The organism is Enterococcus sp. AZ063, assembly GCF_051715045.1.
GTDB classification, from domain to species: domain Bacteria; phylum Bacillota; class Bacilli; order Lactobacillales; family Enterococcaceae; genus Enterococcus_D; species Enterococcus_D casseliflavus.
The window spans coordinates 742,592-756,042 of the sequence record NZ_JBIOTA010000001.1 but is presented as its reverse complement, the minus strand read 5'-3'; the positions used below and the strand labels follow the sequence as shown (position 1 = coordinate 756,042).

Below are 13,451 nucleotides of genomic sequence, written 5' to 3'. Positions count from 1 at the left end.
AACATCGTTTATAATGGCAACATCATAAACAAACCAGCAGCGATCGCTGCCCCGATCATTGGACCGATGATTGGTACTAACGCATAGCCCCAATCGGAAGTCCCTTTGTTTTTGATTGGCAAGATTTGGTGAGCGATCCGTGGTCCTAAGTCCCGTGCCGGATTGATGGCATAGCCTGTTGGTCCACCAAGCGACAGCCCGATCGCTAAGATCAAGATCCCAACGACGATGGGATTTAATCCATCCGTAAAGGTATTGGCACCAAAAGCCAATAAGCCAAAGACTAAGACAAAGGTACCAATCACTTCAGTGATGGTATTCGATACTAAATTACGAACTGCAGGCCCTGTTGCAAAGGTACCTAAAATCGCGCCTTGGTCTTTTGTTTCATCCCATAATGGCAAGTAGTTGAGCCAAACGAGGATCGCCCCTACGATCGCACCAGCAATTTGTGCCAGCATAAACGGTACAGCCAAGCTCCAAGAAAAATTCCCCGTCATCGCCATGCCTAATGTAACGGCTGGATTCAAGTGAGCAGGTCCCATGTACCCTGAAACGTAAACGGCAATCGTTACCGCTGTCGCCCAGCCCATTGCGATCACGATCCAGCCAGAGGCTTCTGCTTTACTCTTTTTCAGATTGACAGCCGCACACACACCATCCCCTAACAAAACCAAAATAGCCGTTCCTAGAAATTCACTAAAGATCTGGGTTGTTTCATTCATCTTTTTTTCCTCCTTTTAAGGCTGTTAAATCTGATTCTGCGATCACTTGGTTCAATTCTGCTACATGGGCTGCTTTTTCTTCCTCGCTCCAGCCAAAGAAGTCGGTCATAGCTGCAACGACACCGGCTTTGACTTCATCTAAGGTGTCTCGCATAAATAGGATATGGTTGGTCCGACGCAATAGATAATCGACAGGCGTCAGAACCATTTCTTCATGCAAGGAATAGTTCAAGGCCGTACTTTCTTTTTCATCTAAGCCCTCAAACTTCGTCTTGTAGTTCAACACTTGGGGAAGATTCGACCCATAAAGATGAGCCAAATACGTTGCAGCGGCTTCATCGAATCCAGCGGCTTGCGCTTGGTCAGCCAGCTTCGCTAAGTCTTCCTCTACATTGGCTGCATCAAGCTCACCACCAGAAACTGGGTACGTGGTTGAATCCACCAACTCGAAGGATGCACCGCTTTCTTGGAGCAATTCATTGATCCGTTTGACTGCTCCTTCCGCCATCAAGCGATAATCGGTGATTTTTCCCCCTGCCAACGTCAATAGTCCGTCTTTTGAGCGTTCCAAACTGCTGCCGCGAGAAACTTGCGATGGATCCACTTTGCTGGCTTCTACTCGTTCTTGTGCTTGTTTTACGGCTTTTTCTACGACTGGTCGCTGCCGCTCATCTTCAAGATACTCTTTGACGCTTTCAACGATCTGCTCAAAGCTTTCATCCGATAGTTTGCCTTTACCACCGCCATTGTAATCAGACCCGCCATTATTCACAATCAACGGACGCAATCCTGCCCAGCTCGCTTCGATATCATCAAGGGTGATCTGAGCGTGAGGGAAGCGTTCATTCACGATGGTCAGTAGATAATCAACATCTTCTTGCGTGACCGTTGGATGGGCGAAATCGCCTGTATAATCCGTATCGGTTGTGCCAAAATAGGTCTTATTTTCTCTTGGTACCACGAAAACCATCCGACCATCATTTTTCCCAGTATCGAAGTAGGTTGGTTGCGGCACTTTTAGTTTTTCCCGATCGACCACTAAATGGACACCTTTCGTCGGACGCATTTGTGGCGGCAGCTCATCATTCTTGTCTAATTGACGAACGATGTCTGACCAAGGGCCTGTCGTGTTGATCACGACTTTGGCGTGAACCTCAAAGCGCTCGTTTGTCAGTTGATCCTCCACTTCTACCCCATTGATGATGCCTTGCTCATCATGTAAGATGCCGACGACTTTGGCTTTACTGATCATTGCTGCCCCATCGGCTTGTGCTCGTTTGATGTTTTCGATCACCAAGCGGGCATCGTTGTTGCGAAAATCAAGATAGACACCGCCACCGACTAAGTTTTCCGCCTGCAGCTGAGGTTCGCGTTCTAAGACCTCTTCTTTCGTCAGCAGATAATTTTCGTATTTACTGCCTGTCACATTCGCTAAGCGATCATAAAGATCCATCGCCACTTTGACAGAAAACAAGGAGAAGGTTGCCCCTGGTTCATCATAGATTGGCAAAAGCATTGGATCTGGTTTCGGGATATGCGGAGCAATTTGCTGCACGATCGCCCGTTCCCGCACGGTGTCAGCGACCACTTCCACGTCAAAGGTTTTCAAATAACGAATACCGCCATGAACGAGTTTGGTGGACCGCGAAGACGTTCCTTCGGCAAAATCCTGCATTTCCAAAAGCACCGTCTTCATCCCAGCGGCTGCGGTTTGAACAGCAACCCCCGCGCCAGTGATCCCACCACCGATGATCAATACATCATAGGTGGTCTTTGCCGCTTCTTGAATGGTTTGCTTCCGATCTTTATGTGAAAAGGTCATGGCTTACTCGCCTTCTTTCTTCGCTTTGAATTTGAAGGTCTGAGTAGCTGCCACCGCTTGTTTCCAGCCTTCGTACAAATTGTCTCTTTCTTCTGCTGGCATTTCTGGTGTAAACATTTGCCCTTCTTCTGCCATTGATTTCAATTCATCCAAGTCTTTCCAGAAGCCAACCGCTAGCCCTGCCAAGTAAGCTGCACCTAATGCGGTTGTTTCCAGATTCGCAGCTCGTTGCACGTCAATGTCTAAAATGTCCGCTTGGAACTGCATCAATAGATCGTTTTTGGCTGCACCGCCATCGACTTTCAGCAATGGGATATCGATGCCAGAATCTTTTTTCATCGTGTCGATGACATCTTTTGATTGATACGCAACAGCTTGCAATGTTGCCCGAACAAAATCTTCCTTCGTCGTCCCACGAGTCAAGCCAAAGACGGCTCCTCTTGCATCTGAATCCCAATAAGGTGCACCCAATCCAGTAAAGGCAGGCACCACATACACTTCATTATCGCCTTTTGCTTTGGCAGCTATTTCTTCTGATTGCGGAGAAGACTCGATCATTCGTAGACCGTCCCGCAGCCATTGGATCGCTGATCCAGCAACGAAGATACTTCCTTCTAAGGCATAATAGACTTTGCCGTTGATGCCATACCCGATGGTCGTCAGTAGGTCATTGTCAGACAATTGTGGTTCTTCACCCGTATTCATGACGATAAATGCCCCAGTGCCGTAAGTATTTTTGATCATGCCTTTTTCAAAGGCCATTTGCCCAAAGAGGGCGGCTTGTTGGTCCCCAGCCATTCCAGCGATTGGTACTTCACTGCCGTAAAAATGGTAGCTGCGGGTGTGACCATAGACTTCTGAGTTGCTTTTGACTTCTGGTAACATCGAGCTTGGAATGTTCAAAAGATCCAAAATTTCTTGATCCCACTCTAATTTATGAATGTTGTAAAGCATCGTCCGACTAGCATTGGAGTAGTCGGTGACATGGACTTGTCCATCTGTCAGTTTCCACACAAGCCATGAATCGATCGTTCCGAAGAGTAGCTCACCATTATCCGCCTTTTCTTGTGCCCCTTCGATATTGTCTAAAAGCCAGCGCACCTTGGTCGCTGAGAAATACGCATCAATGACTAACCCAGTTTTTTCATGGATCATCTCTGTATGGCCATCTGCTTTTAATTGGTCAGCGATCGGTGAAGATTGGCGGGATTGCCAAACGATTGCATTTGCGATCGGCTGGCCTGTCGTTTTGTCCCAAACCACTGTCGTTTCACGCTGGTTGGTGATCCCGATGCCGGCGATTGCTTCTGGTCGGATACCTGATTCAATAAATGCCCCTGCGATGACTGATTGGACAGAGTTCCAAATTTCGTTGGCGTTGTGTTCTACCCAACCCGATTTTGGAAAGTATTGCGGAAACTCTTTTTGTGAACTACCGATTTTTTTCCCATTACGATCAAAAATAATTGCTCTTGAACTAGTGGTTCCTTGGTCGATCGCCATTACATAATTTTTTTCTGCCATTTGATTCGCTCCCTTTAGTTTTTTATACGCTTTTCTTGTTAGCGCTTTCTGACTTGCTTTTATTTTAGCTGAACTTTCGCTATGTGGTTCGTCAATTTTTTTTCAAATTTCTAAGAAATTGACGAAATCCACTATTGAAAGCGTTCGCGGATCATTTTTTTGATCGTTTCCCGATCATAAGCGGTACCTAGTTCACTGATTCGATAAGTCGGTGTTTTCGTCTCGATAGCATAATTTGCCAAGATCAAGTCATATTCTTGTTCTGGGCGATAGCGTTCTACGACTACGCCATTCAAATTTTTGAGATACAGCAGCCACATGTAGTAGAGGGCTTCTTTAAACAGTTCATCCATTTTCAAAGCGATCCCGACGCGAAACTCCCGATTGATTTGATAATCGATGATCGTGATCACACTCAAGTATTTGACCATCGTCATCATCAACAAACTATTTTTATCAGATGGCTTGATATCAAGCTCTGCTAAAGCCTTATCCAATAGTTCGTGACTGATTTGCTGGATGTTACGACTGGATAGCTGCGCTTCTAACTGCCAAATATTTTCTCGATCAAAAACCTCCACATCCCCTTTGAAAAAATACACGCGGCTGTGGATCTGCAGCAGGTGACCATAACAAGTGGCTTCGATTTCACGGGGAACAAACGATGGGCGGTAGAGATGCAAAATATGTTCCAAAATCAAGGTATCCGTCAAGGCAGTTGGCGTAAACCGAGAACGCTGCAGCATATACACTTGCAGATCGTGTTCGGATAACACCGAGAACGACAGTAAAAAGACAAAGTGCAGCATCGCCTCCTCTTCTCTGACTTCTAATGCGTAATGGCCAAACCCACGAAATACCAACTCCCGTAATTGCTGAAACAAAGGATCTTTCGTGTAGGGTACCATTTTCTCCCGTAAGACTTGAAAGGATTGAGTAGCAATTTTCAGTCGCGCCTTCATGATCCTCAGCCATAGGGACAAGCGCTGTTGTGCTTCTTTCGTGAAGGTCATGTTCAGACCTCGTGTGATCAGACCGACGTATTTTTCATCGATCGGCAGCGGCTGACTGTCGAAAGAATGGACATACCAAAAGAGTTCAAAATAGAAATAACGAATTTGCGTTTCTTCCCCAATCAGCTTTCCTTGCCAGATCTCTAACTCGAATTCTGCTAGCAAGCCATTTAGCTCTTTGATTTTGCGAAACAAGGATGACTCGCTGACCGCTAATTTTTGTGCCAGCTGGACAGTGGTCACCTCTTGATGCTGCAAAAGATGCTCGAGGATTTGAAATTTCAATGCTGAACGATAAAACGCCCATTCGATTTGATTGAGGGAAAAAGTGGGACTCATTTCAAAGACCAGGACACCTTTTCGATAATACAACTGACACTGCTCTTGGTAGTGAGCCAGCTCATCTTGCAACTCCTCCACATATTTTTCCAAGGAAGGCTTACTGATGCCAAGATAGCTCGCCAGCTCGTGCAGCTCCATTTTTCCGCCCACCAGTAAAAGCTTTTTGATCAGCTGCAATTGCTTTGCTTCTTTTTTTTCTAATAACTGATCAAGTCTCATCGGCATCACTTCCCGACCATAGAAAAGTTTCGTCGATTACATTAGTGAACCGTGGATGGAAGAAAAAGTCTTTTTGGGTCAACTCCTCCATCGTTGCCTGCTGCTCGATCGCAAACGCTAGTAAATTGATTTTTTCCAAAATATTGGCTTTTGATAAAAGCTGCGCACCAACGATTCGGCCGCTGGCTTGTTCGATCATCACTTTTCCATGAACCTGTGTTGGATCAAACAAGGAACTGGCGGCAGTAAACGTATGACAGACGATCGGAGATTCGAAGAAAAACCGATCCGACTCGGTCAAGCCGGTGCTTGCTAAGTACCACCCAAACAGTTGCGTACCGACTGTCCGCAATCCGCCACGAAACGGGATGGTTTTGCTTGCCAGATTGCGAGCTGCTGCGATCCCTGAGCGAACAGCATTGTTGACTAAGGGCATATAGACCGTGTCTTTCGTAATAGCATTCGGAATTTGGATCAAATCGCCGACCGCAAAAATATCCGTGGCAGAAGTTTCCAAGTAGGCATCTGTCCAGATGGTTTGATCACTGTGTAATTCAAAGACCGCAAATGCCTCTGGCAAGCGAGGATGAACGTTGACTGTCGTCAATACCAGATCGCTTTCATAGCCTTGATCGGCGGTTTCGATCCGAAAGCCTGTTTCCGTTTTAACGACTGCCAAAGTTGGCTTGGACCAATGCAGCTGCAAGTTGGGGATTTTTTCGATCTCCGTTAAAAAGGGCTGCAAAAAATCGTGATCAAAGTACTTGAATAAAGGATATGACATTGATTCGATCACACTGACTTTTTTTCCGATCGCAGTCAAGGTATTCGCCGCTTCCATCCCCGCTTGACCAGCACCTACGATGGTAATCGACTCTGCTTGGGGCAATTGCTGCAAGAAATGCTTGGCTGCCTCATATTCCTTGTAGGTCAGTAGTGCTTCTTCTGGTTGTGGCAAAACAGTGGAATCTTGACTGGAGCCTGCTGCCAAGACGAGTCGATCATAACTAAGTTCTCGCTGATCCGTTCGAATCCGATGATCCGAAGGAAAAATCTCCAGAAGCGTTTCTTCTAAGGCAACGTCAATCGTTTCTGCCTCCAGCTGCTCCTTCGTACAAAAGAATGCTTCTTCCAGCGATGCGATCCTGCCTTCGATCAGCAATAACAAACCGCTTGGAACAAACCCAAGATGGGCTTTTTTTTCTATCAATAAAATCTCTGCGTCAGGGTATAATCGGCGTGCTTCACGGGCGCAGCTGACACCCCCAAAGGACCCGCCTACGATAATGATTTTCATTGGATCACCTCTCTCCCTTAGCTTAAATGAAACGCTCTCATTTGACGAGTAAAAAGCTATCAGGCTGACTATTTTTTTGTTAACTGCGGTAAAATAAATGAGACCTATGCTACACTATACGCAAAGGAGTGTTCAAATGGTTTTCTTTTATCAATTCATGCTGGGATTGTTTGCCAGTACATTCGTTGCAGCGGCAGCATTCGTCTTTCAGTGGCTGACTGTTTCTGGCGCACTGGCTGCGATTCTTTGCGGCACACTGGTCATTGGCTTTGGTCCGTGGTACAGCATCTTTTTGATTGGCTTTTTCTTTGCCAGCTCTGGCATCATTGGTCTTTTAAAGAAAATGCGCAGTCAGCCAGAGTCAGCTGTACCTGCCAAAGGTGCTCGCCGTGATGCAAAACAAGTCTTTGCGAACATCGCACCAAGCATCTTTGCTCTACTGCTTGCCTTTTGGACGAAAGAACCGCTATTCCTTTGGGGATTTGTGGCGGGAATCGCTAGCTGTACGGCTGACACTTGGGGCTCAGAAATCGGCGTGCTGAGTCCAAGTCCACCGCGTCACTTACTAACGGGAAAAAAATTACCACCAGGACTTTCCGGTGGTGTCAGTTGGTTGGGAACTGCCGCTTCCCTAGCAGGGAGTCTCGCCATCACTGGTTTATTCGCAGCAGCCTTATGGTTGAACAGCAAGCCATTCTCCTTTGATCTCTGGTTGACCTTGACTGCTTTAGGCTTTTGCGGTAGTCTCTTGGATAGCTTACTGGGCGCAACGATTCAGGTGCGCTATCAATGCCCTGTCTGTCACCAATACACCGAAAAAAAAGTCCACCACGACGTTGCCACCAAGCAAGTCGGCGGTCTTTCCTTTGTAACGAATGAAGGGGTCAATTTGCTGACTTCAATAGTGATCGTTATTGTATCGATCTTGCTAACTGGCTATTTTTTCAAGTAATCAGGCAATCCACTGCGATGACAGTTCCTTCATACAAAAAACCTTCGAGAGCTACACGTTTGTGTTTCTCTTGAAGGTTTTTATTTGTTTAGTGAAAGAATGATACGGGTGCTCACTCCATAAGGAGCCTGATTAAGATGCAGGCGAATGATTCGTCACTTTATAATAAGCAAAATCAGCATAGGATTGATGTTGATGTGCATCCACGGCACCAATAAAATTAAACAATCCTGTGAAGCCACCTATTTCTCCAGGCATTCCATTGACTCCTTCATCAGATAAGTAAGCCACTGACAGATCTTGGAGCACAACTTGCCAAGTCTCTTGTTCCTCTAATCGATAGTAGACATTTGCGATCCCGTGGTCGTATCCAATTTTCAGCTGAATATTTCCTTCGGGAACGACGACGCGCGTATTTACATATTCGATCCTTTGTCCTAATTTTGCTTGTAAGAGAGTCAAATAAGGACATCGCTTTTCTTCTGAATAGGTAACATGAGCATATAACCAATTGTTTGAATCATAATAAAGCCCAAGTCCTGCTGTTTGTGAATAATGGTTCGGTTGAAACTCCAACAAGGTCTCCACCTCATAGGTGAAAGAGGTTGCTCGTGTTGCCATGATGGCAGGATTCATCTGTGAAAACAAGGAATTGCCCCCATAGATCCGTAAGAACCCCTGCCGCTTTTGCGTACTGACCCATGACTGATGTTGTTGGCGATACGGTGTCATAAATTCTAACAGATACTGCGGCTCTTGAAATGAATCAAATAAATCAGTGTTTGGTTCATTGTCAATTGGAACACCAGCTAATCCTTTAAAAGTCATTTTTGCCAAATTGCTTCCATCTTCCATTTCCAACCAATTGTCCTCGGTCCAGTGCATCCTTTGAATAGAAGCTTCTCTTCCAAGAGGATTCAACAGCTGCCCCTCTAAGGGTCTTGCCATTAAATGAGCCATGAACCATTCATCAGTATGGGTATGGACGAGCGAACCATGTCCTGCTTTTTGCATCACTGAATGAGGATTGACCATTTCAAAATGCCCAGCATCAGGGTCGCCCAAAGAAAACAGATGCCTTGGAGAAGAAGTAAGGATCGGTTCGCCTGAAGGATGTGCTTCATAAGGGCCAAAAATAGTTTCTGCGCGACCGACTTCCACACCATGAGCATAGCCCGTGCCTCCAGATGCCAGCAATAAAAAGTACGCCCCTTGATGCTTGTAGATTTGGGGTGCTTCCGCACACCCTCTGGTGGTGAATCCTTGCGTTACGCGATGCCAAGGGGACAGTAATTTACCTGAAGGCAAGTCGATCTCCGCAAGAACAATATGCCCCGGCGCTTGATAACCTTCTCTTGTTTCCCATTCCAAAATCGTTAAATAATGCCGCCCATCCTCGTCATGAAACAGCGCTGGATCAAAGCCAATTGAGGTAAAATAAATCGGTTCTGACCATGGTCCTCGGATGTCAGTCGCCCAAACGGCATAGGAATCAGCATTAAATTCACGTCCTGCCATGTTGACCATATGTGAATACGCCAGCCAAAATCGTTTTGTTTGTGGATCATAAGATAAATGCGGTGCCCAAATACCAGCTGGTGTATTGGTTCCACGTAAATTCACTTCTTCATTGTTCAAGGCATAGCCAACAAGTTGCCAATTCGCAAGATCCTTTGATTCGAAAAGTTGAATCGCAGGTTTCCAATGGAAGGTTGAAGTTGCGATATAATAACGCTCATCCACACAAATGATAGAGGGATCAGGCGCCATTCCAGGAATAACTGGATTTTTGATGATTGTCATAAGCTTCCTTCCTATTCTTAACTTTTTATTCGTTTTGCAACCAAACGACAGTTTTTTTATCATCGTTTGCAGGCGAATGCGATAAATTGAAACCGTTTTATTTGGTTGCTACATTTATCTTACGAAACTTTTAGGGTAGAATGAATATCAAAAAAAAGCCAATACTTACCATTTTTCATTTTTAAGGAGGTCGTTCTGAATGAACCCAACACCTAAATGGCTAGAACAGCTGGTCAAATTACCCGATATCGATATCAATTTAAAAACCTTTGGTGGACACAAGCAACGCGTTTCCCAAGGATGGTGTGCACCGCAAGAGACCCACTTTGCTTTTGAGATCATGATGATCATTGATGGAGAGCAACGCACAATATTTGAAGGCAGGCAGTTTGATTTTGTGGCAAATGACGTGATCCTGATACCGCCTGGTACCGCTCATGAAAATACTTGTCTCGTAACAGAAGGTTTAGAGTATTTTTGTATGCATTTCGATCTTGATGATCCTGAGATTCAGCAACAGTTGTTGATGTATTGTCCTTTACTACTAAAAAAGACGAATCCCGCCTACCAAGCGATCGTTGCGATCCTTCAGCAATACATTGCGTTTTTGGCAAGCGGATACTTTGGAATGAAAGAAAAAATCGCCATTGAGATCTTACTGTTAGAACTGATGCGTGCCTTACTAGACTATGTCGAAGATGAAAAAAACCAGTTAGCGCATACAGATAACACTTCCCTTGTTTTAGCAAAAGCGATCGCAGAATCGATCCAACAAAATTTTCGTACGTACACACAAAGCCCAACGGAAGAAAACAAAGCCTTGCTTTCCATGAGTTATACAGCCAATTCATTGAACATTAGTAATAGTACGATGCTGACGGTTTTCAAAAAAGTTTATGCTAGTAGTCCAAAACAGTACTTAGATCAATTACGTTTCAACCAGGCAAAATTCTATCTCCATCAACCCAAATTGACCATCGCCGAAATCGCAGAGATCATTGGCTATCAAAATGCCGCCCACTTTACGAGACAATTCAAAAAATGGGCAAACATGTCGCCAAATAAATACCGTAAGCTCCAGTTAGAAGCAGCAAAATAAGTAATCGACAAATAATGATTCGAGAAAAGCGACCCCTACTTCTTCCTCTGAGGATGCGAAAAAAAGCTTTTTTTTCGCATAATAAATGAAAAATGGTAAATTTCCCCTTTTTTTTGATATTTCAAGTCCTGTCTGCATTCTTTATGATTAATACCAAGAAATCGTTTGCAGGAATAAAAACAGTTAGTTGCAAAATAGCAAGATGAGGGATATTCTCAGCACACTTGCTTTGCACTACATTAAGGGGAATATGTATGATTTCAGAAAATTCAATGTCAATCAAAAGTCGGTTGCCGTTAAAAATCGGAATTTTGAGTCTTTCATTGGTCGTACAAGCTGCTGGTGCAGTAGCAGCAGCCGTACCTTTTATTATGAACGATTTTTCTGACCGAACCACCGCACAAGTCCAATCTATTTTGACACTGCCCTCAATGGCAATCTTGATTTTCATTCTGCTAAGTTCATGGTTTATCAAAGTACTTGGCAAAAAGCGAACGGTCTGTTTAGGCTTGATGATCGCTTTAGTCGGTGGCATCTTACCGGCATTTACAATGAACTTTGGCTTGATTTTATTTGCCCGTATTTTGTTTGGCGCAGGTCTGGGACTCTTTAACTCAATGACCGTCTCCTTGATCGGCGACAACTTTACAGGTGCCGAGCAAAAAAATTTATTAGGTATTCAATCAGCCGTGATGACTTTAGGGAATAGCCTAGCGACGTTCGCTGCGGGCCTACTGTTAACGATCTCGTGGCAAGCTTCATTCTTAGTGTACTTGGTCATCTTACCGATTCTCTTTCTTTTTCTTTTCGGTTATCGTAACGTCAATGAAAATCCAGTTGAAACAACGCAGCCATCAACCACCGCTACAAAAAGAAGAAAGCTGCCATTAAGCGTAACTTTAGGTATTTTGACTCTCTTTTTATTCTTCATTAGTTTGATGGTCGTCATTACTTCTTCTGCATTACTGATTCAAGAATTGGCGCTGACGAATCAAGGATTTCTTTCCACCGCATTAGCGATCGCCGGTATTTTTAGCAGCTTGGTCGCATTAGCATTTGGTCAAATCACCAAATTATTAAAGCGCTTTACGCCAGTTGTCGTCATCAGTTTCGCAATGGTTGGTTTTTTCACGATAACCTTTGCACCTACGATGACCGTCTTTTTCATTGGTCTATTAGTGGTTTATCTTGCCAATCTTGTCGTTCCTTATGTATACAGTGTCATTCTTAGCGATGTAGATCCAGAAGCCAATAACTTAGTTGTTTCTTTGGCAATGGTCGCTTGTAATCTTGGTGCTTTTTCTTCCCCCTATGTCATAAACTTTATCAGTCAACTACTTGGCATGACAACGGCAGTCATGCAAGTCAGAATCGCTGCCGGAATCATGGCTATCATTGCTCTGATTTTTCTATTTCTCGCTTTCAACAAAACGACCACACCTATTAGTAAGGAGGAACTATAAGATGGAACAAAAACTTAGAGGCGTCAACCTAGGCGGTTGGCTTGTATTAGAAAAATGGATGGCACCTAGTCTCTTTCAAGGAACACCTGCCGATGACGAGTATTATTTAGCCTATGATCTACCAGAAGCTGAATACCAAGCACGGTTGTTGATTCATCGTGAAACATTCATCACTGAAGCTGATTTCTTGCGCATTTCATCAGCTGGCTTCAATACCGTTCGAATACCTGTCCCTTATTTTATTTTTGGTGATCGTGCCCCCTTCATTGGCTGTATCGACTATTTGGATAAAGCCTTCGCTTGGGCGAAGGCTTATGACCTAAAAATCTTGATCGATCTGCATACCGCACCCTTCAGCCAAAATGGTTTTGACAATGGTGGTCTCTCGGGTGTAGTCAGATGGGCACAAATGCCCGAAGAAGTGGCGTTCGAATTAACGGTCTTGGAACGTTTGGCGCAAAGATATGCAGATCACGAGGCATTGTGGGGCATTGAAGTATTAAATGAACCGATCACAGATGGTGAAGTATGGCACAGCATGAATCCCATGGAACGTTTTCCACCTCGTGATTTTGCGTTAGCAAAAGGTAGCGCACCAATCTCTTTAGACTTTTTGAAAACTTTTTATCAAGATGCCTATCGAAGAATGCGCAACTATTTAAGCGATGACAAAGTGATCGTCTTTCATGACGGCTTCCAATTGCATGCTTGGAAAGAGTTTTTCGCCCAAAACGATTTTCACAATGTCATGCTAGATACGCACCAATACGTTATGATGGCAGAAATGGCCGGCACAGAGCAATCCTTGGAAGCCTACGTGTCTTTCATTGATGGCTTAGCCAAAGAGATCGCCACGGTTGCACAATATGTCGAGGTTTTTGTTGGAGAGTGGTCCTTGTTCAACTCCTATGCTGTTGGTACAGATACCAAAGGCGGCATCAATCCAACACAAGAAGAATTCAGCAGTAACCGTAGTTTGACAAAAAGTGAATTAGAAGAAGTTTATCAAACTTTGTGGCGTGCTTCAATCACAGCTTGGAACCAAGGAGCCGGACATATGTACTGGACCTATAAGTTATCCATCGATACGATCAATGAGCCTGCTTGGTATGGCTGGGATTCCTGGGATGCTAGTCGCGCTATGGCAAAAAACTGGATCGATCCACGTTTCTAAAACACAACAAAAAGCGAG

Annotated in this window: 10 protein-coding genes; 4 read left to right on the top strand and 6 right to left on the bottom strand. The window is 44.6% G+C overall.

The genetic code is table 11. From position 1 onward, the window contains the following. Positions 1 to 8 precede the first annotated feature (8 nt). From IGK61_RS03440 to IGK61_RS03420, 5 genes are all read right to left on the bottom strand, one after another. Entirely contained in the window at positions 9 to 725 is a 717-nt protein-coding gene (locus tag IGK61_RS03440; RefSeq protein ID WP_005225178.1) for an MIP/aquaporin family protein, read from the bottom strand. Beyond that, positions 718 to 2,547, bottom strand: a complete 1,830-nt coding sequence (gene glpO / locus IGK61_RS03435; RefSeq protein WP_015509063.1) for a type 1 glycerol-3-phosphate oxidase — start codon at positions 2,545 to 2,547, stop codon at positions 718 to 720. The genes IGK61_RS03440 and glpO overlap by 8 nt, the downstream gene beginning before the upstream one ends. 3 nt (positions 2,548 to 2,550) lie before the next feature. After that, entirely contained in the window at positions 2,551 to 4,071 is a 1,521-nt protein-coding gene (gene glpK, locus IGK61_RS03430) for a glycerol kinase GlpK (protein WP_005225176.1), read from the bottom strand. 131 nt (positions 4,072 to 4,202) lie between these two features. Then, positions 4,203 to 5,645, bottom strand: coding sequence for a helix-turn-helix domain-containing protein (locus IGK61_RS03425; protein ID WP_074536363.1), 1,443 nt, complete (start codon positions 5,643 to 5,645; stop codon positions 4,203 to 4,205). Then, positions 5,635 to 6,942 carry an NAD(P)/FAD-dependent oxidoreductase gene (locus tag IGK61_RS03420; RefSeq protein ID WP_074536362.1) on the bottom strand — a complete coding sequence of 436 codons (1,308 nt, stop codon included), beginning with the start codon at positions 6,940 to 6,942 and terminating at the stop codon, positions 5,635 to 5,637. The genes IGK61_RS03425 and IGK61_RS03420 overlap by 11 nt, the downstream gene beginning before the upstream one ends. A gap of 136 nt (positions 6,943 to 7,078) precedes the next feature. Here IGK61_RS03420 and IGK61_RS03415 point away from each other — a divergent pair, with 136 nt between their 5' ends. After that, positions 7,079 to 7,894, top strand: coding sequence for a DUF92 domain-containing protein (locus IGK61_RS03415; protein WP_074536361.1), 816 nt, complete (start codon positions 7,079 to 7,081; stop codon positions 7,892 to 7,894). 132 nt (positions 7,895 to 8,026) lie between these two features. Here IGK61_RS03415 and IGK61_RS03410 read toward each other — a convergent pair whose 3' ends face one another. Beyond that, a complete protein-coding gene (locus tag IGK61_RS03410) occupies positions 8,027 to 9,697 on the bottom strand; it encodes a family 43 glycosylhydrolase (RefSeq protein ID WP_074536360.1) in 1,671 nt (556 codons plus the stop codon). Positions 9,698 to 9,896: 199 nt separating this feature from the next. Between IGK61_RS03410 and IGK61_RS03405 the strand changes: the two genes are divergently transcribed. The 3 genes from IGK61_RS03405 to IGK61_RS03395 all read left to right on the top strand — a co-directional run bounded on the left by IGK61_RS03405 (position 9,897) and on the right by IGK61_RS03395 (position 13,433). Then, entirely contained in the window at positions 9,897 to 10,796 is a 900-nt protein-coding gene (locus tag IGK61_RS03405) for a helix-turn-helix domain-containing protein (protein ID WP_074536359.1), read from the top strand. 254 nt (positions 10,797 to 11,050) lie between these two features. Then, the gene (locus IGK61_RS03400) at positions 11,051 to 12,259 is read left to right on the top strand and encodes an MFS transporter (RefSeq protein WP_074536358.1); all 1,209 of its coding nucleotides are present in this window, start codon (positions 11,051 to 11,053) and stop codon (positions 12,257 to 12,259) included. A gap of 1 nt (position 12,260) precedes the next feature. Further along, the gene (locus IGK61_RS03395; protein ID WP_074536357.1) at positions 12,261 to 13,433 is read left to right on the top strand and encodes a glycoside hydrolase family 5 protein; all 1,173 of its coding nucleotides are present in this window, start codon (positions 12,261 to 12,263) and stop codon (positions 13,431 to 13,433) included. Positions 13,434 to 13,451 lie beyond the last annotated feature (18 nt).